Here is a 23,355-nt window from a genome sequence, read left to right on the forward strand (position 1 = left end):
CGCTTTATTCAGAATAAGCTGCCATTATAACCAAAACTGCAATGCCTGCGCGCCGCAACGCTGTTGACAAAAAACGGCACACCTAGACGCGAAACCGCTCTACCAGCGAAGTTAAATCACGCGCAGAAGATTGCAACGCTGTAGCGACTTCTGCGGTTTGTTCGATATTACTGGCGCTATCGCGCACACGGCTTGCAATGTGTTCGGCATGATGGGCAATATTCTGACTAGCTTGCCCTTGTTCAGCGACAGTTTGATGAATACGGCTGGCTTTTTCTAAGGTACTGGCAGCACCTTGCCGAATATGCGACAAGGTTTGAGCTGTATTCGCTAACAAACGCAAACCATGTTCCATCTGTTCACTGGCGGTTTGCATATCGGTTGCAGCCGAGCTGGTATCTTGACGAATGGCACCGAGTAGTTGAGTGATTTCTTGGGTGGCGCTGGCAGTACGTTCCGCCAATTTACGCACCTCATCTGCCACCACCGCAAAACCACGGCCTTGCTCACCCGCCCGAGCAGCCTCGATAGCAGCATTCAAAGCCAATAAATTGGTCTGTTCGGCAATCTCTTGCACCGAGGCCACAATATGCCCCACGGCTTGCGAGCGCGCATTGAGGCTATCAATCCGCCCAGCAGAAACGGTGATGCTTTTTGCTGTCAGGCTGATTTCATTCGCCGTCTGCTGCATCGCATCAACCCCTTCATCCGCTAAATGGCAAGCTCGCTGGGCATTACCTTCGGAAGCGCTAGCATCGTCGCTGACTTGTCGCATGGCTTGGCTCATTTGTTGCGTCGCCGTTGCAATCTCTGAGGAGGCATGGGTCTGCTCCACAATCGCTTGTGCAGCGGTATCGGTTCCTTGAGCTAATGTCGATGCAGCAGCGCCTAGCTGATGCGCATTGGTATTCACCTCACGCAAAACAGTGGCAAAGGTTTCCACTAAGCGGTCGAAAGCCTGTGCCATCTGTGCGACCTCATGTTCCCCTTTAATCCCAGTGCGGGCAGTCAAATCGAGGCTTTGCCCCATCTGATCCATCGTGCGGTGTAATTTACGCACAGGTTTCAAAATACTATTCGAAGTAAAACGGGACAATAACAACACCATCCCCAACACCAACACCGCCACACCAAGCGCAATTTTAAAGGTCAGTGCAGCCGCTGCCGCACGCCGTTCTGCCTCATCTTTCATCGCATAAAACAGCGTATCTTGCATCCCTTTCATCGCGTCAATGCGGAAAGAGGCCAACTCAAACCAACGTGGTGCTGATACCAAGGCCAACGGCTCGGTGCTTTCCAAAAGTTTTTCACGCAACGTAGGGATATTGGCGTAATCATCTGAAGCCCGAATGGCGCGATAGACTTCAACCATCACCGGCGTGGCTAAACGCTCAAAAGTTTCTAGGCAACTTGATTGTTGCCCCGCACGCACCATCACATTGCGTTTTACCGCATCATTTAACATGCCACGACTTAAAGCGGCATAGACCTCGGCACGTTCCCGACCTGCAAATTCTTTCTCACACAATAACGCTTGTAAGGAAGCTGTTTCACGCGCCAACTCGGCATCGGTTTGCATCTGAATTAAGCTGCTGATGATGGCAAACGAGGCATCAATTGGACGGGCGAAGCCTTCGACTAACTCTTTTTCAGCAGCTTGACCTTGATCTAAGCGTTGCCGCAGCCCTTGTAATCCCGCTAAATGTTGTTCAAGTTCGCGCACGCGGTCTGCGAGAACGGGGGGTAATTGCAGTTGTTGACTGGCTTGTAATAAAGCTTGTCGGCTTTGTTCAGCGATAGGTCGTGCCGCTTCAATCGGCTGGCGCGATTTAGGATCGGACAGCAACCCCACCGACAAACCACGTTCGGCTTGTAAGGTATGCATTAAATCGCCCGCCAACCCCGCAAAAACGATTAACTGTGCCGACTCTGACAGAGCACTTGCTTCACGCCAATCACGCCACCCTAAATGCGAGGCATAGCCCAGCACAGCACATAACGGCACCAAGACCAATAACACCAGTCGTGTGCGAATTGATAAGGCAGCAAACATGGAATCCTTTCCGCAACCGCTGTCACCTAAAACTGGCAAACCGATTCAAGTCGATTTACCAGCATCCCCTGCGTTACCTTATTTAAGGTACTTGTAAGACTGCCACTGTTAGCCAGCAGTCTGCTTTGACAATTTGCAAAAAAAATAAAAAATATAAAAGTCACTGCTCACGTAAATGCAAGGCTTCAATAATATCCACCGCCACCACACGGCTAACCCCTTGTTCTTGCATCGTAACCCCAATGAGTTGACTCGCCATCTCCATTGTCAAACGATTATGACTGATATATAAAAACTGTGTTCGCTCTGCCATCATCTTAACCAAATCACAAAAACGCCCTGTATTGGCATCGTCCAATGGTGCATCAACCTCATCCAATAAACAAAATGGGGCTGGATTCAGGCGGAACAATGAAAAGACCAAGCTCATTGCCGTTAAAGCCTTTTCTCCGCCCGATAACAGATGAATGGTGGCATTTTTCTTGCCGGGCGGCTGGGCAATAATTTGCACCCCAGCTTGCAATACATCGCCTTCGGTCAACACCAATTCTGCCCGACCACCGCCAAACAGCAGTGGAAATAGCTCCGCCATCGAAGCATTCACCTGTTGGAAAGTGTCTTGTAAACGCTCACGCGTTTCCGCATCAATTTTGGCAATCGCATCGTGTAATAACGCCATGGCCTGTTGCAAATCATCGGCTTGTGTTTGCAAATAGGTTTGCCGTTGTTGAGCGGCTTGCAATTCTTCCAGTGCGGCCAAATTGACCGCGCCTAGCTGCTGGATCGATGCAGCTAACCGAGAGATTTCCGTTTGCAAAGACGACGCTTTTTGTTTTTCGGGCAATTGCGCTAACAACGCTTCTTCATCGGCCTCGGCATCAAATAATTCTTGGCTAAAACGCAGCATAGCCAGTTGTGCTTCTTGGATTTTTAACAATGTTTGGCTGATGCTGTCGCGGATTGGCCCTAAATGATGTTCTGCCTGTTGCCGTTGTTGTTCTAATTGGCGCAGTTTTTCTTGCCATCCATTCACTGCATCCCGCACCTGTTGTACGGCAAGTAAGCAGTTTTCCCGCGCCAACACCGCTTCTTCTACTTGCCATAACAATGCTTCTTCATCAAAACGTGCCGACTCGCTGATACGCTGTTGTTGACGGTCGCGTGCTTGTTGTAAGCGTTGTTGTAAGTCGTGCTGGCGACGTTGTAATTCTGCCGTCCGTTGTTCGGCTTGTTGCAGCACAAACCGTGCCTGTTGGATGGCCTTTTCTTGCTCTCGCTGTCGTTGCCGAGCAAGTTGCAAGCCAGTCTCTGCATCAAGCCGTTGAATGCGCAAGCTTTCGTTGACATCAGCCAATTCTTCAAGCTGGGTAGCTCGTTCTTCTAACTCCATCTCAGCATAGTGCAAATCTTCTTGTGCCGAAGCATATTGCTCTTGTAGAGCGAATTGCTGTTCTTCTGCTCGCCGTTGTTCAGTCTGTAGAGAAGCATAAAGGTGCTGCTGTTTTTGCACCGCCAATTCAGCTTGGTGTAACGCGGTGTGTTGTTGCTTATATTGCTGCCGTAGCTGGCTGAGTTGATCGGCTAACGTCTGTAAGGCCGTTTCACTCGCGGTGACTTCGGCTTGGCTGTGTTGCCATTGCGGTTGTAGATCTTGTTTTTCTTGTTCCGCCTGTTGCCATTGTTGTTGTCGATATAAAACACTGCTATCGACACTGCCCGCATAAAACTGCACCCCATAGGCATCGGCCCAATGCCCTTCACGACAAATCACCCGCTGGCCATCTCGCAGCTGTTCCTGCCATTGATACACCTCAGCCAAGCTTTCCACACAAAATACTTGGCCCAACACACTGTGCAACCAAGGTAAAACCACAGTGTGTGTAGGTTGCACCTGATCCAATAAACAGGGCAGCGGCAACGTTGGTGTCGTATCGACCACAGGGGCAGCAGGGTGTAACACGCGTAACGCCATCGGTGGAGCTGAAGTCGGACGAATAGGGCTGATTCGGCCATTGATGGCAGATTGTAAAATGGCTTCAAGTGCCACTTGCCAAGTGGGTGAACATTGCAAAGATTGGTGCAACAGCGGTGACTGCGCCAATCCCTGATCAACCAACCATGTTGTTTCTTCTTGTGATGAAGGCTGGGTTAATAAAGCGGCTAGTGCTTCTGCTTTGGCTTCAGCCGCCACCCATGCCGCATGTTGGGCTTTAAGCTGCTGTTGCTGTTGTTGCAAGCGCTGTTGTTGCTGCTGATACTGCGCTTCATCGTACTGTAATTGTTCTGTCAGCGTCTCCAGTGCAATTTGACACTGTTGCCGCGTCTCTTCTGCTTGTTGCCAAGCCTGTTGTTGTTCTTGTAGTGCGCTGTTGTCTTGGCTGTGTGTCAGCTGTTGTAGGCGTTGCTGTAGCTGTTGCAGGCTCTGCTGTAAGTGCTGTTGTCGTTGTTGACTTAAATCACGCTGACGCAATACATCGTGATATTGCCGTTGTTGTTGTTGCCATGCTTGATCGAGTTGTTGAAAGGCTTGCTCTGCTTGTGGCAAGTGGTCATCGTCTTCCCCCTCTTGTTCCAGCCATTGCCCTAATTGTTCTTGTGCTAAATCCGATTGCCATTGCGCTTCTTCCAGCTGTGGCAACAAAGCCTCTTGTTGCTGTTCTAGCTCGGCAATCTCATTTGCCAGATGGGTGGCATCATGCTGTAACCGTTGTTGCATCTCACGTTGATAGCGCAACTGCTCTTCTAGCCGTGCTTGGGCGGCAGTGCGTTCAGCGAGCAATTGCTGTTGATGTGCTAATTCATCGTTCGCCGCAAAATGCGCCTCACGCACCTCAACCAACCCTTGTTCACACGTGGTGATTTGGGTTTGCCAGCTTTCTTGTTCAGTTTCGAGTTGTGCTAATTGGGCCCGTGCCTGCGCTTCTTGTTGTTGTGCCTCACGTTTGCGTAAGAGGGCCAATAAGTTTTGCTTTTCACTGAGGGTTTGTCTGAGAGTTTGATATTCACTCGCTACAGCCGCTTGTTGCTGCAATTTATCAATTTGTTGCTGCAATTCGCTGCGAATGTCCTCCACCCGTGCGAGGTTGTCACGGGTATCGGCCAGACGGTGTTCGGTCTCGCGACGTCGTTCTTTATATTTAGAAACCCCAGCGGCCTCTTCTAAATAGGCACGTAATTCTTCTGGGCGGGCTTCGATAATGCGCGAGATCATGCCTTGTTCGATCACCGCATAACCACGCGTCCCGACTCCCGTTCCTAAAAATAAATCGGCGATATCACGCCGCCGCACTTGTTGTTGGTTAATCCAATAACTGGAATCCCCTTGCCGCGTTAAAACCCGTTTAATCGAGATTTCACCATACTGGCTCCATGCCCCTGCGGCGCGGCCTTCGCTGTTATCAAACACCAATTCTACTGAAGCGCGGCTGGCAGGTTTGCGTTGGCCTGAGCCATTGAAAATCACATCCTGCATCGATTCGCCGCGCAGTTGTTTGGCCGAAGATTCGCCCAATACCCAGCGCACCGCATCAATCACATTCGATTTGCCACAGCCATTCGGCCCCACTACCGCAACCAGTTGTCCCGGTATCGGAATGGTCGTGGGGTCAACAAAAGATTTAAAACCAGCCAGCTTGATATGGGTTAGACGCACAGCAACACGCTCACAACAAAAAGTCGGCCATTATGCCGCAGTCTCAGCCAAAGACGGCATCAACTGTCGCCAAGCCGACAAACACATCGCTACCGGAATATCCTGTGCTTCATGTGACGAAGCCTGTAACACCCGATGAGGCACTTTCCACGGCCGCCAGTGGGTCACATCACTTTGGCCAAAGAAACACACAATCGGTTTATCCAATGCCGCCGCCACGTGCATCGCCCCGCCATCGCTGCAAATTACGCTGTCACATAACGCCATGCCAGCAAATAACTGTTCCAGATGTTGGGTTGGGCAAGCCCGAACGGGTAGTTCGCTCACCGCATCTAAAATTTGCCGTGCCTTATCATCGTCCCCCGGATGCCGCTTATCTTGGTTGCTGCCGGGTGACCAAAATAAATGAACCGCAACTTCATGTTCAACACACAATGAAGTAATGAGCTCAATGAAATGCTTGACCGGCCAACGCTGGCTCGGCTTACGGGCGCTGATGTGTACCCCAACAACCGGCCGTTGGGCGTCATAACCAGTGAATAAGGTTTTTTGATATGCCGTGACTAAAGCAGGATCGGGGTAGAGGGTGGTTTTATCCGGCGGCGTGGTCACGCCTAACGCCTGCGCCAAAGGCCATAACGCTTCGACGTGATGGCAAGGCTCGGTCGGGACGGGAAGGGCAGTGTTCAACCGGCGATCAGGTTGTGCACCGGCAAAACCAAGGGTTTTACCGGGGGCAATCCAGTGCGCCAATCCAAGGGCACGGCCGGCATAGCCCGATTGTGCCAACACAACGGCATCGTAACCGACTTGCCGTAGCTGCCACAATAATTGCACCTTGCCCCAATACGCACCCCATAACGATTGCCCAGCTAGGCGGTGTTTGCCTTTGGTATAACAATAGACATGGTTCAGTGCAGGATGACGTGCCAAGACAGGCGCGTTATAGCTATTCACTAAAGCATCCAGCCGTGCTTGTGGCCAGCGTTGGCGTAAGGCGGTCAATAAAGGGGTGGTTAAAATTAAGTCGCCGATATTATCGCGCCGGATAATCAGTATTTTTTCCATTGCTTTTGCCTAACGCTGATCGCGCCAATATTGGATGTACCACGGTGCGGCGACAGCGAGGCCATCGGGGACGCGGTGGGTCGGTTGATAGCCTAACAATTGATTGGCTTTTGAAATATCGGCCAGAGAATGTTGCACATCACCCGCGCGGAAATCGCGATAGATCGGTTCAATTTCCTGCACAGAAGGATCGGCAACAGCAACAGCATCACGAATCCAACGATAAAGTTGGTTTAAATCGGTGCGTTCACCCACAGCAACATTAAACACTTCATGGTTTTGCGCTAAGGGGGCAGTAGCCGCTAAGAGATTGGCCTGAATGGCATTCGCGATAAAACAAAAATCGCGGCTGGTGTGCCCATCCCCGTTGATATAGACCGGTTCATGTTTTAACAAGGCACCAAACCACTGTGGCATCACTGCCGCATACGCGCCGAGTGGATTTTGGCGAGGGCCAAAAACATTGAAATAACGCAATCCAGCGCAGGAAACACCATAGCTGCGCGCAAAAACATCGGCGTAGAGTTCACCAATATATTTGGTCACGGCGTAGGGCGATAAGGGTTTACCGATACGGTCTTCTATTTTTGGTAAGGCGGGATGATCGCCATACGTTGAACTGGAGGCAGCATAGACAAAGCGTTTGACTCCCGCATCGCGGGCGGCAATTAACAACTGCAAAAAGCCATTGACGTTGCTGTCGTGGCTGTTCCAAGGGTCGGCCAATGAACGCGGCACACTGCCTAATGCCGCTTGATGCAGGATGTAGTCCACGCCTGTGACGGCTTGTTGGCAGGTTTCAGGATGGCGGATATCGCCTTCGATGAAATGAAAATTGGTCCATGCGGCTTCGCCAACTAGCGTACGCACCTCATCGAGGTTGGTTTGATAGCCAGTGGAGAAATTATCGAGCCCTGTGACACGCTGCCCTAGCCGCAGTAAGGCTTCTAAAAGATTGCTACCAATAAACCCCGCACATCCGGTCACTAACCAATGGCGAGGATGTTGTTGTAGCTGTTGTTGTAATTGTTGGAAAGCAGTCATACCGATTCACCCTGTTGCGCGAATCGGTAATGATGACATATTCACTGCGTAACGAGCAGGGCAAAACGCTTATAAACGCCAAAAACGCATACCTGCCCTCAGGGCGGCATCACGATTTACCACGCCTTTTACATCAATTAACACCGGCGGTGAGCTACGCAATAAGCTTTGATAATCCGCAATACTCAGCGAGGTGAATTGTTGGTGTGCAACGGTGACGATCACCGCATCGGCTGGTTTCAATTCAACAAACGGTACCAACGAGATGCCGTATTCTTCTAATGCCTCTGCCACATCCGCTTGTGGGTCGCAGACTTGCACTTCAATCCCAAATTCACGCAACTCCTGAATCACATCAATCACTCGTGAATTACGCAAATCAGGACAATTTTCTTTAAAGGTCAAACCTAACACCGTGACTTGACTGCCCAAAATGTTCACGCCAGCGTGAATCATCTCTTTAATCGTACGCTGGGCAATAAAACGCCCCATGCCATCGTTAATCCGGCGGCCAGCTAAAATCACTTGTGGGCTATAACCGAGTTGTTCTGCTTTGTAGGTCAGATAGTAAGGGTCAACACCAATGCAATGCCCCCCAACCAGACCGGGCTTAAATGGCAGAAAATTCCATTTTGTCCCAGCGGCTTGCAGCACATCGAGGGTATCAATCCCCATTTTTTCAAACAGCAGGGCCAGTTCATTCATCAAGGCGATATTCAAATCACGCTGCGTGTTTTCAATGACTTTCGCTGCCTCAGCCACTTTAATACTGCTGGCTTTGAACACGCCAGCTTCCACCACCGCACCATACACCGCAGCAACCACCTCTAAGGTTGCAGCATCTTGCCCCGAAACAACTTTACGGATTTTGGTAAAAGTGTGTTCTTTATCACCGGGGTTAATCCGCTCTGGGCTATAGCCAACGGTAAAGTCTTCCCCACAGCGTAAGCCAGATAAGCGCTCTAAAATCGGCACACAAATTTCTTCTGTGACACCGGGATAAACGGTGGATTCATAGACCACAATATCACCACGTTTTAAGGCGCGTGCGACTGACTCAGAAGCTTTTTCAACTGGCGTCAAATCGGGTTGGTGAGCATCATCTACTGGGGTGGGAACAGCCACAATATGAAAATCGGCTTGTGCTAATACTTCATAATCATTGGTATATGTCACATCAGCTGCGGCTAGGTCGGTTGCCGTCACTTCACCCGTCCGGTCATAACCAGCGGTCAGTTCTTCTAATCGCAACACATTGATATCAAAACCAATCACCGGAGCATGGCGACCAAAAGCCACTGCCACAGGCAAGCCAACATATCCTAAACCGATCACTGATACTTTACGCGGAATGGTCACCATTATTTTGTATTCCTAAACACCAAATCACTAAAAAGAGGTCTTTTGTTCTTCATGCAGCACGCAAATCCACAAAATACCGAGCTGCAACATAAACCATTCAAACGTTAAATCACGGGTGATATTTTCAATCAACATGCGGCTGGCAAAGCCACTGACCACACAGACTAATAACAATCCCAAACCACTGCCACGGCGCAATAACAAGTGAAAACCACGCTGGATTAACCACAGCAGCACAGCACACCATAAAGCAAAGCCAAGCCATCCCATCGCCAACAACCATTCCACCATACCACTGTGGGCATGGCGTGATGGCAGGCCAAATTTGGCTTCAACGGCATGAGAAAATGCTTTGCGGGTGAAACCAATCCCTTCCGGATATTGCCAGCTTAAGCGCAAGCCTTCGGTCAGAAAAGCCACCCGTTCATAAGCAGAAATTTCGACAAGATCGCCGTCAGATAAGCGGGGCCAAGGATAACGCTCACTGTCTAGCCAACTGGGATGTGCGGCAGAATTGACAGCATAAGGCAGTGTTTCAGCCAAACGCTGCCAACGAGGGTCCAGTTTCCATGATAAGAAACCAATCAACGGCACCGCCAAAACCACCAACAACGGCCAAAACTTGACCCGTTGCCGAATCGCTGGGGGCAAGACAAACAACGCCAAAATAGCGGTTGAAAGTAACAACAACGCCATGCCAATCATGCCGTTGCGGGCACCGGCAACTACCAATAAAGTGATGGCGGCCAAGGTTGAAATCACCAATTGTAATCGTGACACCGGCAACACCGAGCGCAGCTGACATAATCGGGAAAAACCCTCGGCCAAACACATGGCAAATAATAAGTTGGCGAGATACGATAACTCGGTTTTGAAGCCAAATAGCCCCACAGCATCACGCGGTAAAATCCCTTGCGTCCACCACAGTCGCGCATAGTCGGCAAGTTGTAGCAGCATGATCAGTGTCAAAGCCTCACTGAGACGGCGTAGGGCAGGAAAGCCCTGTGCCCCCCGCTGCTGCAACGCGGCGGCAACTGCCGCACCAGTCAATAAAATCACCCCACCTTTTAGCCATTGCCCTTTGAGTTCTTCAAGTGTTTCAAGGGGATACCACGCCCAAAATAGCTGCAGCAATAACCACATAGATAGCAACACAAGTCCCCAGACTGGCGGAAAATACCACAGGCGACGGAGGGTATATTTCACCCCCGGCACAGCAATCGCCCCCGCTAACAGCAAGACAACAAGTCCGTAACGTAGACCACTGGTATGGGGAAGAAACCACACCAACAGTAAAGCGAGCAGACCAAATGCCAATAGACTTGGCAATCTATTGCGGATCATGCCCACGCCTCGCTAACAGTTGCAATCACCTTTTCTACTGTGACTTGGCGAATACAGGCAAGGCCGCCAGTATGACAATGATGGGGGGTATGATGGACAAAAGCGCAGGGATAACAAGGTGGCCGTTCAATGACAAAACATGCCTGAGCCCCTAATGGACGTTGTTCACGAGGATCAGTTGGCCCCACTATCGACACCACCGGCACTGCCAACGCATCAGCTAAGTAAGTGATCCCCGAATCCACCCCGATATAAACACGACATTGTTGTAACAAGGCGGGAAGCACATCTAAACCCACCGCGCCCGTGCTATCAATCACACCAGCGGGTGAAGGCAGTTGTTGTAATAACTGTTGTGCCAATGGCTGATCTGCTGCGCTGCCAATTAAGACGATATTGGCGTGATATTGCTGCTGTAAGGCAGGAATTAATTGTAATAAAAAGGGCGCACCGAGTTCTTTTAATTTATTGGCCGCACTGATACCCAAGGCAATATGAGGGATATAGGGGGGTAACTGCAACGCCGAAGGCAAAAGAGACCGCGCATTTGGCGCGGGATAAAGCAACCGCTGTTGTGGCTGTACCTGACACCCTATCACACGCAATAGCTGAGCCCACTCATCTAAAATCAAGGCACCAATCTGATGCGTCAAACGATGGGTAAGCAAACCACTCGCCCAACGCATAGAACGACTTGGCCGGTCGGGTGTGACCGCCAACCGCCAAGGAATCATGGCCCACACACTGATCACCAACCACGGTAAATTCGGGCTGACTAAAATCACCGCATCAAACTGCTGTTGTCGCAAAGCGCGCACCATTTTCCATTTACCGCGCCAACCTTGCCAATCAGCGGTTGCTCGTATTTGTCGCTGTTGAATACGAGGATCATGTTGTAATAACGGCGTATTCATCGCGGCGTGCCAAACCGTGATGTTTTTTCCCGCTTCAGCCAAGGCAGCGATTAACGGCAGAGTACAGACCATATCGCCAATTTTGGCAGTTTGCAGCAGCAAAATCTTTTGTGGAGCGGCGGCGCAGCGGCGGCGTGTCCACCACTGACACAGTGGCCACCACAACCAAGCCAAAAGCAAATACATCATGTTGTTTGTCCCAACACCGAATCGAACACCTGCTCTACCCCTTGCACGTATTGTTCAATTGAAAATTGTTGGCGTACGCGCACCGCGCCAGCTTGGCCAAGTTGTTGACGCAAGCGGTAATCCTCTGCCAAGCGTTGCCATGCGTGTGCCAGTGCCGTGGTATCTTGATAAGGAAATAACAAACCCGTTTCACCTTCTACAACAACATCACGCGAACCACTGACCGCCGATGCTAAGACTGGACGGGCACATAACATGGCTTCGAGTAACACCCGTGGTAATCCTTCACTGGCACTGGCTAAGGCAACGATGTCAGCCGCCGCCATCCACTGCAATGGGGTTGCTGAAAAACCGACCCATAACACCCGCTCCGCAACACCGCTGCGTTTTGCTAGCAGCTGTAGCTCCGATTTCTGTGGACCATCGCCAACCACCGCCAGCACCATCTCTGGGACAAGTGCTAAGGCCTGAATTAGCTCTGCCACCCCTTTTCGTGGCAGCAGCGACGCCACCGTCACCGTGAGAGGCAAATCCCGTGGTAAACCCAATGCTGTGCGCGCTGTTTGATAGGCGGGGGGAATCTGTTGCACATCAATCCCGTTCATCACCACATGCATCGGGACATCCTGCACCCCGCATTGCTGTAGATGGGTTGCCACACTGGGCGAAACTGCAATTATCGCATCAGCATGATTCGCCGCATGAATCGCGGCAGGAGACAGCATCGGGCGTGTTCGACAATGTTGAATGACGGCACAACCTGCCAGACGAGCAGCAAAATAGCCTTCTAAATTAGACTCTGGCTGATTGTTCATATAAAGGGCAGCAAAGCCCCCTTGCCGGAGTTGGGTCGCAATCTGTTGCGCGCGGGGTTGGATACGCCAGCGGTTTTCAATCGCGGCCACCGCGTGTTGCCGCTGCGTTTTGAAGGGCGTTAACAAACCACGGCTGATTTCTTTGCCCAATTTCGCCCACAGCGGTTGTGAAAGCGGCGGCAAAATGGTGCAAGGCACTTGCCATTGTTGTAACACCTGTTGGATGGTGTCGCCCTGCCCTTGGCGATAGTTGTGATAGAACAAGGCCTGCAGGGCAAAACGTGAGCGATCGAGACGTTTAAGCAGTTCTAACAGACTGTTGGTACCGCCCCCCCATTCCTTCCCTGTGTCGAGCACAAGAATTTTATGTGTTGCTGCTGCCATCAACCGCGCTCCAACGAAGGTTGTAGCGCTTGGTGTAAGGCCTGCAACACCTCCTGTTCTGCAATCAAATCCATACACATCGGCTCAGGATGAGGACAACGCTTGGATAAACAGGGCTGACAGGTGCGCCATTTTTGAATGACCTGATGTTTTGCTAAATCTTGATAAGGCCCACTGCGCCGCCAATCTGATACAGCAAACAGCGCCACCACCGGCGTTCCAACAGCAACAGCAAGATGCATAATGCCGGTGTCGGGGGTTAACAGCACCTTCATCCGCTGCACCAAAGTCGGTAGATGTTGCAGGGACAACGCACCTGCGGTAGAAAACACCCGCGCATCCGCTACCCCAGCCACAATCGCCTCGGCCAAGCCGCGTTCTGTAGGGGATCCAGTAATCGCAATCCACACCTCTGGCCGTTGTTGTAACAACGCTTTGGCCACTGCAATATGCCGTGAAATTGGCCACCGGCGGCTGGTTGTCGAAGCGCCCGGCTGAAAACCAATGAGCGTTGCGGTTGAAGGCAACCTGTATTGTTGTAATAGCGCATCAACAGCAGCGGCACTGTCTGGATGTAACGGTAAATCCATCCGCGCCGCCACCGGTACCCCACCGGCTAACTGCGCCACGGCCAACCGCTGTTGGATGCCATGATCAAAGGCATCCCAATCTAATACCGGCTCGCGGTTGGACAGTAAAAAACGGAAACGACTGGTATTCGGCAATTTAAAGCGCCAGCGGGCACCAGACAGATACGCCAAGGGTGTGGCCTGCGGTTCATTGCTGTGCAAAATTGCCACCAGATCGGGGCGCCATGCCTGCCATTGTCGGACTTGACGACGAAAATCGCGCCAGCGCCCGTCATACGCCGCCACTTGATTGACTAGCGAAGGCGCTAACACCGAGAACAAGGTTTGGTAAGGCGGATTGACCAACAAGCAGATTTCCGCCTGTGGATACGCTTGGCGTAGGCTGTGCAGGGCTGGCAAAGACATCAAGGTGTCGCCAATCGCTGTGTTTGACAACACCAAGATACGCCCCACTGCGGTTGTTCCCAATTCTGCGATGGGAGGCGTTGCAACATCATGCCGTGCTCGCCACCGTAACCAGTGATAGAGCCATTGCTCACGCCAACGCATTAGACAGATACCCTTTTACGTTGGCTATATAAACGGCTCAAGGTTGGCGAACGATAAAGCCATAAACGGTTTAATAACCAGCGTGCCGGTTTATCTTTGGTCACGATTCTGGGTAAACGCAGTGAATCACCCTGCGGCAATACAGTACCGGGTTGGGTGGTATAAAGATGATCAAAACCAGCGGCTTGTGCTTCGGCAATATAGTCGGTATCAAAATATCCCTGTGGCCAACACAGATGACGTGAGACATACCCCAAACGGGCATTCAGTGTTTCACGCGATAAGGCCAAATCTTCGGCTAAACGCTGCCGCCGCTCGGCCACCACCGGAAATAATTTATCCCAGCGAGTGTGCGTGTGGGTATGGCTATGAAACTCAAACGTTCCTGCTCGTTGTGCCGCTTCAATTTCGCTCCAGCGCATCATCACATCATCATGACGTTGTTCACGCACTGCATTCATACACACCTTATGGGAAGGTGTGATAGGAAGATCGGCTTGCTGACCAGCATAAGGGCGCATTGGGCCATCGCCAATCCAACCCGTAATCGTGAACAGTGTGGCAGACAAGCCGGTTTCTTTGAGTACCGGATGGGCATAAACCCAATTATCTAAATAGCCATCATCGAAAGTAATCAGCACCGACTTGGCTGGTAGCTTGCCACCGGCTAAAAATTGTTGCAGCTGTTGGGCGGTGACAGTGCGATAACCAGCACGCGCCACGGCGTGCATTTGGGCCCGAAAATGTTGCGGCGAAATCGTGACCAACCCCGGCTCGGGGCTGACATGGTGATACATCAACACGGGTAGCGCTTTTGCACTCATCGTGATTTCCTCTGCGCCAATAAGCGCGCGTATAAGGCTTCGGTTTTATCTAACATCGCCGTTAGGCTAAATTCTTGTAACACATGCTGTTGGCCGGCACGGCCAATCTCACGCGCCCAAGCAGGGTCAGCTAACAAACGCAACAGCTGTTCTGCCACGGCATTTTCATCTTCCGGCGTCGCCAACAAACCAGTGCGTTCATGTTGGATCAGTTCAGGCACCCCACCCACCGCTGTGGCGACCGTTGGCAGGGCAAGACCCAACCCTTGGGTAACGGCTTGCGGCACCCCTTCGGAACGCGACGTCAATAGCGCATAATCTGCCGCCGCCATCAAATCGGGTACATCTTCACGATGGCCTAAGAAACGCACCTGTTGTCCCAAGCCAAGTTGTTGTACCAACGCCTCCATATCACGGCGCATCGGGCCGTCGCCCGCTAATAACAACATGGCCTGAGGATAACGTGCCAGCACTTGGGCAAAAGCACGCAGGGCAATTTCGTGTCGCTTGACTGCGCGGATCACCCCCGTCATCAACACAACTGGCGCAGCGTCACTCACCCCCAAAGCTGCCCGCACGTCAGCACGGGCACGGCGTGGTTGGAAAGCAGTGAAGTCAATCCCTGTCGGAATATTGACCAATTGTGCCGGCGGAAAACCATTGCTCATCAGCTGTTGGCGCATGGTATCGCCGCAAGTCACGATGGCAGCAGGTAAGCGGTGGATAAAATTGTGCCAGCTCCGCCGCAAGGGAATGTTGAGATGACGAGTACGCACCAAACAACACCCAGCCCGCCACGCCGCCAAGCCTCCCGACCAGCTATCTTTACCACTGTGGGTATTCACAACATCAACCTGTTGTTGCCGAATCAAGGCCATCAAAGGCCGAATAGTAGCCAGTTCAAATTTCCCTTGAAAGGGAAGCGTCACCACCTCGACCCCTACGGCTTGTGCATGGGCAACAATCTGCGCCTGTGCGCGTGTCGCCAAGATCATACGATGGCCACGCGCCGCCATCCCTGCCATCTCGGACACAATACGCCGTTCTTGTCCGCCCCAACCGTCTGACCATTCCGTGTGCAAAATGGTCCATGTTGTTTTAGTCATGGACGGGCTCCTTAAATTGCAAGCGATGTAGCGTGGCATACATCCCACCACGGGCTAACAGTTCGGCGTGGCTTCCCATTTCCGCAATCCGCCCTTGGTGCATCACCACAATCCGATCTGCGTTTTCAATGGTGGATAAACGGTGAGCCACCACCAGCGTGGTGCGTTGTTGCATCAGATTATCTAATGCCGCTTGCACTAAACGTTCTGACTGGGTATCGAGTGCACTGGTTGCTTCATCAAGCAACAGGATTGGCGCATCTTTCAAGATGGCACGGGCAATTGCCAACCGCTGGCGCTGGCCACCGGATAAGCGCACGCCTTTTTCACCAATTAAAGTGTCAAACCCCTGTGGCATGGCTTCAATAAATTCGAGGGCATTGGCAGCTTTCGCAGCAGCGCGCAATTGTTCTGGTGACGGAGGTACCACACAGCCATAGGCGATATTCGCCGCCACCGTATCGTTAAACAAAGCAATGTCTTGGCTAACGAGGGCGATTTGTTGGCGCAGACTCGCTAAGGTCAGGGTATCCAACGCAAGGCCATCTAACAAAATGTGCCCTTGGCTTGGTGCATAAAAACGCGGCAGCAGATTCACCAACGTGGTTTTACCACTGCCGGAACTCCCAACCAACGCCACCGTTTCTCCGGCAGCGATGGTTAAATCAATCTGTTGTAATGCGCTACGTTCGCTGTTGGGATAGGCAAAGCTGACCTCGGCAAACTGAATTTCACCCCGTGCCCGTTCAAGTTGTGTCTGACCTGTATCTGGTTCAGGCTCAATGTCCAAGAAGTGAAAGACGCTTTCAGCCGCCGCCAAGCCGCGTTGCAATGACTGATTCACCCCAGTGATCCGTTTAATGGGGGCGAACAACATAATCATGGCTGCCAAGAAACTCATAAAGTCGCCGGCGGTAAAGTTGCCGCTTTGGGCGCGCACACTGGCAAAGTAGATAATCACCGCCAAGGCGATTGAGACCACCAACTGGGTGATACCCGTGTTCATCGAGCCAATCGAAGTTTGCTTGATCTGGTTTTGCCGCAACCCTTCTGCCGCACGCATAAAGCGTTGGGTTTCATGGGCCTGTCCCCCATATACTTTCACCACCCGCTGACAGTCGACCACCTCACCCAGCACTTGGGTCATTTCACCAATTTGCCGCTGGTTTTGCCGTGTTAATTGCCGCAAGCGTTTACTGACCAAGCGCAAACTCACCGCCACCACCGGAATCATCACTAAACAAATGAGGGTTAGTTGCCAATCGGTCCAAAACAGTAAAATCAGCAAACCAAAGATCGTCACGCCATCTTTGACCACCACCGTGATGACGTTAAAGCCGGCATCGGTCACTTGGTTGACATCATTGGTCACCCGCGAAATGACCCGCCCTGAGGCGTTGTCATCGTAGAAACTGACCGGCAGGCTCATCAATTTGCTAAACATCTCCGCCCGCAGCCGCATCACTAAATGCCCTGCCAGATAAGTCGTCGTGGTGTCATTGATATAACTCGCCACACCACGCAATAAGAACAATCCGACAATCGCCAACGGCGTCCATAACATGGCTTGTGGGTCACGCTCGACAAACCCTCCGTCAATCAGTGGTTTCATCAAACGGGCAAATAAAGGTTCGGTGCTGGCCGCCACTGACATGGCAACAAGCGAAAGCAGGAAAATTTTCCAGTAGTCTTTGAGATAACCAAGCAGGCGGCGATATAAAGCCAGACTTTGAGGAGGGGAAGAATCCGACATGGGGACAAGACAGACCAACAGATAAGGTCGCGCATTGTACCCCGTATGTCGGGATTAGGGCAGATTGGCAAACTACTTCACTAACTCCATCAACTTACCAAAATTATTTACTACATCGTACTTTACATTTTCCGGGGCAAACTTCTGATTGATGTCGTCGAAGAACTTGCGGGCGCACTTGATCTTGGTTTTCTCGATTTCGCGCAGCTCCATGGAGGACATGGTCCCCTTGGTCTCGGCTACGAAGTAGACGTGCTTGACGGCACCTTCCTTGAATGAGATGGCCCAGTCGGGGTTGTAGTCGCCTACTGGCGTGGGGATCAGGAACCCGCGTGGCAGCTTGGCGTAGACCACCACTTCATTGCTGGTGTCCAGCTCCTTCACGAACTGCCGTTCGATATTGGAGTCGGTCAGCACGTAGTCGTAGATGTGGCGCTGGAGCTTGTCCCCGGCCTTGCTGAAGTCTTGCTTGGTCAGACCCGCCGTGAAGATGTCGAGGTCGAACTTGTCTTCCACCGGGTCATAGGCCAAGTGCTCGATGATGACTGTGGCCTTCTGCTCGTTAATCAAGCGGATGGCTTCGGCGATGAAGCTTTCGGGGTTGGTCTTGAACTGTGCGAAGACCGCAGCATTCATGCCCTTCAGGATTTCAGCAATCGTGCGGCGGGTGAGTTGCGTGCCTTCGGCCAGCTTGCCGATCAGGTCGTACTTGACGGCCGAGTGCACCGACAAGCGGTTGACTTCGGTTTCCGTGGCCTTGAGCTTGAACGCTTCGCCGGACTTGATGCCGTCATAAGTGACGGCCTCGGCCTGTTCACCGCGCTGGATCGTGTACTGCAACGGGGTGACGCGAAGGCCCGCGTCTTTGTCGTTCAGCACGGCCACAGCCTTTTGGACCAGTTCTGCCTCTTCAAAGCTGACACTGTAAGCCGCCTTGCGGTTGATACGGCTCCACAGGGCTTTGAACTCTTGCTTGTCGAAGTTGGCGTTGAGCGGGTTCTTCTTGGGGCGGCGGTCGTCGCCGATCTCGGGCAACTGGCTGGCACTGAACACGCTGTCGATCAGCTGGTAGACCTGTGCCGCATAGGGCTTCAGTTCAGGCGGTAGCTCGGCCAATGTCTCGGCCTTTTTCGCGTCGTGATACGCGCCAGTGATGCGGTCGGCATCGTCGGTGTAGTCGTTTTTGAGCAGGTACTTGTAGATCTGCTTGGCCAGCTGCGGTGTGACTTCCACGTCGCCGGTGGCCGTCTTCAACACTTTGCCAGTGAAGAAGGCTGCATCGGCCACCTTCGGACGGGCAGACAGCGAGTCGCTGATGTCCTTCTGCAGCGCCGCAACGAAGTCCTTGTAGCTCTCGCTGGCCACAACGGTGAGCACGTTCACGTCATGGACGATGGCTGGATGGTCCATGCGGTCGCCTTGCTGGTTGACGGACAAGCGCAGACCACGGCCCACTTCCTGGCGGCGTGAAATCGTGTTGTCGCTGTGCTTGAGGGCACAAATCACAAAAACGTTCGGGTTGTCCCAGCCTTCACGTAGCGCCGAGTGGGAAAAGATAAAGCGCACCGGCTCGGTGAATGACAGCAGCCGCTCCTTGTCCTTCAGAATCAGGTCGTAAGCGTCCACGTCGTCGGAGAGTCCCGCGTTTTCACCACGCGCCGCGACTGTGGGGTCAGCCAACCGTTTGCTCTTCTTGTCAATGGAGAAATAGCCGCTGTGAGTCTTGTCGGCAGAAATCCCTTTGAGGTATTTAACGTATGGTGCATCATCCAGCTCCAGCACCTCGTTGAGGTAGAGTTGGTACTCCTCCTCGAAGATGCGGGCGTACTCACCTTTTTCGTCGGGCTGCGAGTAGTCGCGGTACTTGACCACTTCATCGATGAAGTAAAGCGTGAGCACCTTCACGTCCTGCTGGAACAGCGCCTGTTCCTTGTCGAAGTGGGCTTTGATTGCTTCGCGAATCTGTATGCGGCGTAGTACGGCCTCGGTCACGTCACCGGTCGCCTCCCCAACGGTTAGTTCGACCCCATTAGTGAAGCTCAGGGTGTCGGAGTTGGCGTTGATATCGGCCACAACAAAGCCATCCCGATACTGATCGAGCCCGTTCGACAGATCGAACAGGTTGTCGCCTTTAGAAAGCTTCCTCACCACCCGCTTGATGTTCCCGCCTGCCAGCTTCTGCTCGAACTCCACACGCGCCTCGGGTGGCTTCTTACTCGATATCTCGATGGACTGTAGGTACAGATAGCCCGCCGTGCCTGCCAGCCCTTTCACCGCGATACCGCGCACTGCGATCTTCTTCACCAGCTTCTGGTTGTAGGCGTCCAGTGCATCGAGACGGTGAATCTTGTTGTGCGTGGTCTTGTGGGTAGCCGAGTAGCGCAGCACCATCAATGGCTTGAAATTGACCAGCGAATCCAGCGTTTTGCCACCTTCCATCTTCTGGGGTTCGTCCAGGATGAGGATTGGGCGATTCGCGCTGATGACATCAATCGGTTTACGCGACTGGAAGTCGTCCAGATCTTCATAGATACGGCGGGCGTCTTTGCCTGTCGCATTGAAGGCCTGGACGTTGATCACCATCACGTTGATGCCCGCGTCAGACGAGAAGCTCTCCAGGTGGTGCAGCTGCTTGGAGTTGTAAATGAAGAAACGCGCCTTCTTTTGGTAGGTCTCAAGGAAGTGCTCGGCGGTGATCTCCAGCGACTTGGCCACGCCCTCACGAATGGCGATGCTGGGCACCACGATGATGAATTTGCTCCAGCCATAGCGGCGGTTCAGCTCAAAGATCGTCTTGATGTAGCAATAGGTCTTGCCCGTGCCCGTTTCCATCTCCACGTCGAGATTGACACGGGCGACCTTGGTCTTCACCAGCGTTTCAGACATGGGCAGGTTCTGGCCGCGTTGTACCTGCTGGATGTTGTCCAGCAAAGCCAGGTCAGTCAGTGCCAGGTCTGCGTTCTTGAAGCCAGAATCCGAAAACAGGTCTTCCGTGCCCTTCTTGACTTGGCCGGGGTCGATGCGATAGCTGATGGCCTCTGCAGATGCGGGTGGTTGGCCCTTGAAGCAATCCACCACGGCTTGCACCGCCGCAGACTGGTAGGCCTGCGTCTTGAACTTGAGTTTCATTGTTCTTCCTCTGTCTTTGTGGAGTGTCTGTGCTCCACAAATATTTTTGTGGAGTGCAATAGCCGAAATACGCTCCACAAATGCGTTTGTTGCTGATGCACGCTCCACAAAAGTTTCAAAACATCAATCTCCCTTCGGCCAGATTGATTAGACGCGGAAAGCACAGCGTCGCCGGGCGACTGCCACTGCCTGCCTGAAGCTCCCGCAGCACATCGGCTTGCCGTAACTGACGTAGCAAACCCAAAGAGGTTTTCTCATGCACGCCTGATTCCTTTTGAAGTTGAGAAGTCAGGTCCGATGTGCGAAAAATCGGTCGGCTGAAAATTGCATCCAGTACATGCACCGTGTACTGCGAGTGGGTAATGTCATGAATGGCGAGCTTCATTTCTTCATAGAGCGCCTGAATAGCTGTCACTCGCGTGCTGTTCTGCGCCGCTTGGGTGGCGATGGCCTGCAGAAAAAACGCAATCCAGCTGTTCCAGTCTCCCTCTGCAGAAATGCCTTTGAGTCGCAAGTAGTACTCTTCCCGGTGGTTTTCCAGGTATTCCGACAAATAGAACATAGGCTGCGACAGTGCTCGCTTCTGGTACAGAAACAAGGGAATTAGGATGCGCCCAATGCGCCCAATGCGCCCAATGCGCCCATTGCCGTCTTTGAATGGGTGCAGCAACTCAAACTGAGCGTGGACTACAGCGGTTTGCAGCAAAAAATCAGCATCATCGCTGTCCATGTAGCGCTCCCAAGCCTGCAAGTGGTCTGGCAACTGCATGGGGTTGGGGGGCACAAAACTCGCCTGCTCCATCGTGCAGCCGTGTCTGCCAATCCAGTTTTGGTCTTTGCGAAACTCGCCTGGTGTTTTATCTTGGCCGCGCACACTGCTCATCAAGATGCGGTGCAACTCGCGAACAAAAGCGAGGCGAATCGGGTAGTCCTTGAGGTACTCGCGTGCAGCAAACAGCGCTTGGCGGTAGTTGGAGATTTCCTGAATGTCCTGAAATTTTTCACCTTCTTTGAGCAAACCGGCTTCTTGTTCCAACACTTCGTCCACCGTGGCTTGGGTGCCTTCAATTTTGGAAGAGAGCACCGCTTCTTGGGTGGTCAATGGCGATAGCATCACTGCCGGGTTAGGAATACCTTGCAACAGACCATCGTAACGCGCCAATGCCGCATTGGCTTGGCCTACCAGCGGCAGCAAGCGGCGAAAGTCCAACTCGGTCAGCGGTAACGCATCAGGAACATAGGGCTGCATGGCGTGTTCCTCAGAGGCATTTGATGTCGGTATTGGGCGACAAGAGCTTGAAAATTTGCTCGACGTTGATTTTGACGGCGCTGTCCTTAAAGCCTGCATCGCGGAACACTACGCGCAGCGGCTGCTGCTTGGCCAGTTCCTTCACAAAGGCTTCATCAATGCTGCCGCTCGCATCGAAGCAGGCGGCAAGCACATTGCCATCGACGAAGAACACGTCCTTGCCTTGAATCGACTGTTTGGTAATGGGCAGGGCCAAGTCGACACCCCAATCTAGCATTACCTGGAACAGCAGGTCTTCAGGGGTGCGGTCGGGCTTGATGTTGTCGACGAACAGGTCGAGGTTTTCCTTGTCCAGCGCATCAGGCGCGTAGTACACGTCGGACATATTGGATGTGTCGACCTTCAGCACGCGAAAACCTGTATCCAGCTTTGCATTGGCAAGACCAGCGGCTATTTTCGTCCCCGCACGGCGAATTCGCTCTTTGCTCAGTTCCGCAATTGTTCTATAACCCGCCTTGAATGCCTCAGAGTCCTCTGCTGACACTTCTGGAACTTGAACCAACACGAACCTCCGTTGGCCGTCGTCCTCAGCATTCATTGCCAGCACTGCATGGGCCGTAGTTCCTGATCCGGCAAAAAAGTCCATCACGATGGAGTCTTTCCTCGAACCCATGAGCAATAGCTGTCGAATCGTGTCCACTGACTTTGGCGATTGAAAAAGCTTGGTCTTGCTCTCGAATAGTTCGTTGAACGTGGCTTGGCCCTTCTCTGTATGAAACTCTTTGTCCGTCCAAATGGACTTCACTTGTTTTGTCGCTTCACCGTCCTCGTCTTCGGCGTAGTTCTTGCGATAAATCTTCCATTTCCCGTTCACCTTTTTGGCGACAACTTCTGAAATCTGCTGACGAGCCTTATCGGTGCCCCACGTCCAGCAACCCTCGAAACCATCATCCCAGTCTGGATACACCGCTACGGCATGATCCGTTTGCTCCAGAGAGACGCAGCCGTCGGAGGTTACAAAAAATGGGTAGTACAAGTTCTTTCTGTTGTGCTTACCAAATTCGCGATGGGTGTTACGTAGCTCCAGCTCCCTATATCGTCCGCGCTCGTCGATGAGCCTGTAGTTTCCCTCAATCTCACTGTCGTCCTTGGGAATGTTCGTTGCGCCCTTGGGTAGAGGCTCTTTTGAGTAGCCTAGGATGTACTCATGGCAATTGGCTACGTACTTATCTGTAATGGTCTAATACCCGTAGACACCTCGATAGGGCATGATAGATCTTAACGAGGGAGAAGAAATGAATTCAAAACGTAGTCAATATGATGCGAGCTT

General features: G+C 52.3%; 15 protein-coding genes. All 15 read right to left on the minus strand.

The window, feature by feature from the left end:
- Positions 1-82 precede the first annotated feature (82 nt).
- The 15 genes from ACTBZS_RS03150 to ACTBZS_RS03220 all read right to left on the minus strand — a co-directional run bounded on the left by ACTBZS_RS03150 (position 83) and on the right by ACTBZS_RS03220 (position 23,262).
- A complete protein-coding gene (locus tag ACTBZS_RS03150; RefSeq protein ID WP_460430229.1) occupies positions 83-2,053 on the minus strand; it encodes a methyl-accepting chemotaxis protein in 1,971 nt (656 codons plus the stop codon).
- A 160-nt stretch (positions 2,054-2,213) separates the two neighbouring features.
- Positions 2,214-5,705, minus strand: a complete 3,492-nt coding sequence (gene smc / locus ACTBZS_RS03155; protein ID WP_463043243.1) for a chromosome segregation protein SMC — start codon at positions 5,703-5,705, stop codon at positions 2,214-2,216.
- A gap of 30 nt (positions 5,706-5,735) precedes the next feature.
- The gene (locus ACTBZS_RS03160) at positions 5,736-6,773 is read right to left on the minus strand and encodes a glycosyltransferase family 9 protein (RefSeq protein WP_463043244.1); all 1,038 of its coding nucleotides are present in this window, start codon (positions 6,771-6,773) and stop codon (positions 5,736-5,738) included.
- A gap of 9 nt (positions 6,774-6,782) precedes the next feature.
- Positions 6,783-7,817 (minus strand): SDR family oxidoreductase, encoded by a 1,035-nt coding sequence (locus ACTBZS_RS03165; protein WP_463043245.1) that lies wholly within the window; start codon positions 7,815-7,817, stop codon positions 6,783-6,785.
- 69 nt (positions 7,818-7,886) lie between these two features.
- A complete protein-coding gene (locus ACTBZS_RS03170) occupies positions 7,887-9,179 on the minus strand; it encodes a nucleotide sugar dehydrogenase (RefSeq protein ID WP_463043246.1) in 1,293 nt (430 codons plus the stop codon).
- A 27-nt stretch (positions 9,180-9,206) separates the two neighbouring features.
- Positions 9,207-10,523, minus strand: coding sequence for an O-antigen ligase family protein (locus ACTBZS_RS03175; protein ID WP_463043247.1), 1,317 nt, complete (start codon positions 10,521-10,523; stop codon positions 9,207-9,209).
- On the minus strand, positions 10,520-11,626 hold the full coding sequence (locus tag ACTBZS_RS03180; RefSeq protein ID WP_463043248.1) for a glycosyltransferase family 9 protein: 1,107 nt from the start codon (positions 11,624-11,626) through the stop codon (positions 10,520-10,522). The genes ACTBZS_RS03175 and ACTBZS_RS03180 overlap by 4 nt, the downstream gene beginning before the upstream one ends.
- Positions 11,623-12,825 carry a glycosyltransferase family 4 protein gene (locus ACTBZS_RS03185; RefSeq protein WP_463043249.1) on the minus strand — a complete coding sequence of 401 codons (1,203 nt, stop codon included), beginning with the start codon at positions 12,823-12,825 and terminating at the stop codon, positions 11,623-11,625. The genes ACTBZS_RS03180 and ACTBZS_RS03185 overlap by 4 nt, the downstream gene beginning before the upstream one ends.
- A complete protein-coding gene (locus ACTBZS_RS03190; protein ID WP_463043250.1) occupies positions 12,825-13,964 on the minus strand; it encodes a glycosyltransferase family 9 protein in 1,140 nt (379 codons plus the stop codon). The genes ACTBZS_RS03185 and ACTBZS_RS03190 overlap by 1 nt, the downstream gene beginning before the upstream one ends.
- Positions 13,964-14,788: a polysaccharide deacetylase family protein gene (locus ACTBZS_RS03195; protein ID WP_463043251.1), complete on the minus strand. Its 825-nt coding sequence runs from the start codon at positions 14,786-14,788 to the stop codon at positions 13,964-13,966. The genes ACTBZS_RS03190 and ACTBZS_RS03195 overlap by 1 nt, the downstream gene beginning before the upstream one ends.
- The gene (locus tag ACTBZS_RS03200) at positions 14,785-15,894 is read right to left on the minus strand and encodes a glycosyltransferase family 4 protein (protein ID WP_463043252.1); all 1,110 of its coding nucleotides are present in this window, start codon (positions 15,892-15,894) and stop codon (positions 14,785-14,787) included. Before ACTBZS_RS03200 ends, ACTBZS_RS03195 begins: the two co-directional genes overlap by 4 nt.
- Positions 15,887-17,647, minus strand: coding sequence for a lipid A export permease/ATP-binding protein MsbA (gene msbA / locus ACTBZS_RS03205; protein ID WP_463043253.1), 1,761 nt, complete (start codon positions 17,645-17,647; stop codon positions 15,887-15,889). Before msbA ends, ACTBZS_RS03200 begins: the two co-directional genes overlap by 8 nt.
- 72 nt (positions 17,648-17,719) lie before the next feature.
- Positions 17,720-20,776: a type III restriction-modification system endonuclease gene (locus ACTBZS_RS03210; RefSeq protein ID WP_463043254.1), complete on the minus strand. Its 3,057-nt coding sequence runs from the start codon at positions 20,774-20,776 to the stop codon at positions 17,720-17,722.
- A 115-nt stretch (positions 20,777-20,891) separates the two neighbouring features.
- A complete protein-coding gene (locus ACTBZS_RS03215; protein ID WP_463043255.1) occupies positions 20,892-22,025 on the minus strand; it encodes a Fic family protein in 1,134 nt (377 codons plus the stop codon).
- 10 nt (positions 22,026-22,035) lie between these two features.
- Complete coding sequence (locus ACTBZS_RS03220) at positions 22,036-23,262, minus strand: DNA methyltransferase (protein WP_463043256.1); 1,227 nt, start codon at positions 23,260-23,262, stop codon at positions 22,036-22,038.
- Between the last annotated feature and the right edge of the window lie 93 nt (positions 23,263-23,355).

Source organism: Aquaspirillum sp. (assembly GCF_055136605.1).

What these genes read in the sequence shown, in the direction of transcription:
- ACTBZS_RS03185 (WP_463043249.1), bottom strand. Translation starts at nt 12,825, where the DNA reads ATGGCAGCAGCAACACATAAAATTCTTGTGCTCGACACAGGGAAGGAA.
- ACTBZS_RS03160 (WP_463043244.1), bottom strand. Translation starts at nt 6,773, where the DNA reads ATGGAAAAAATACTGATTATCCGGCGCGATAATATCGGCGACTTAATT.
- ACTBZS_RS03195 (WP_463043251.1), bottom strand. Translation starts at nt 14,788, where the DNA reads ATGAGTGCAAAAGCGCTACCCGTGTTGATGTATCACCATGTCAGCCCC.
- ACTBZS_RS03150 (WP_460430229.1), bottom strand. Translation starts at nt 2,053, where the DNA reads ATGTTTGCTGCCTTATCAATTCGCACACGACTGGTGTTATTGGTCTTG.
- ACTBZS_RS03170 (WP_463043246.1), bottom strand. Translation starts at nt 9,179, where the DNA reads ATGGTGACCATTCCGCGTAAAGTATCAGTGATCGGTTTAGGATATGTT.
- ACTBZS_RS03215 (WP_463043255.1), bottom strand. Translation starts at nt 22,025, where the DNA reads ATGCAGCCCTATGTTCCTGATGCGTTACCGCTGACCGAGTTGGACTTT.
- msbA (WP_463043253.1), bottom strand. Translation starts at nt 17,647, where the DNA reads ATGTCGGATTCTTCCCCTCCTCAAAGTCTGGCTTTATATCGCCGCCTG.
- ACTBZS_RS03190 (WP_463043250.1), bottom strand. Translation starts at nt 13,964, where the DNA reads ATGCGTTGGCGTGAGCAATGGCTCTATCACTGGTTACGGTGGCGAGCA.
- ACTBZS_RS03180 (WP_463043248.1), bottom strand. Translation starts at nt 11,626, where the DNA reads ATGATGTATTTGCTTTTGGCTTGGTTGTGGTGGCCACTGTGTCAGTGG.
- ACTBZS_RS03175 (WP_463043247.1), bottom strand. Translation starts at nt 10,523, where the DNA reads ATGATCCGCAATAGATTGCCAAGTCTATTGGCATTTGGTCTGCTCGCT.
- ACTBZS_RS03210 (WP_463043254.1), bottom strand. Translation starts at nt 20,776, where the DNA reads ATGAAACTCAAGTTCAAGACGCAGGCCTACCAGTCTGCGGCGGTGCAA.
- ACTBZS_RS03200 (WP_463043252.1), bottom strand. Translation starts at nt 15,894, where the DNA reads ATGACTAAAACAACATGGACCATTTTGCACACGGAATGGTCAGACGGT.
- ACTBZS_RS03165 (WP_463043245.1), bottom strand. Translation starts at nt 7,817, where the DNA reads ATGACTGCTTTCCAACAATTACAACAACAGCTACAACAACATCCTCGC.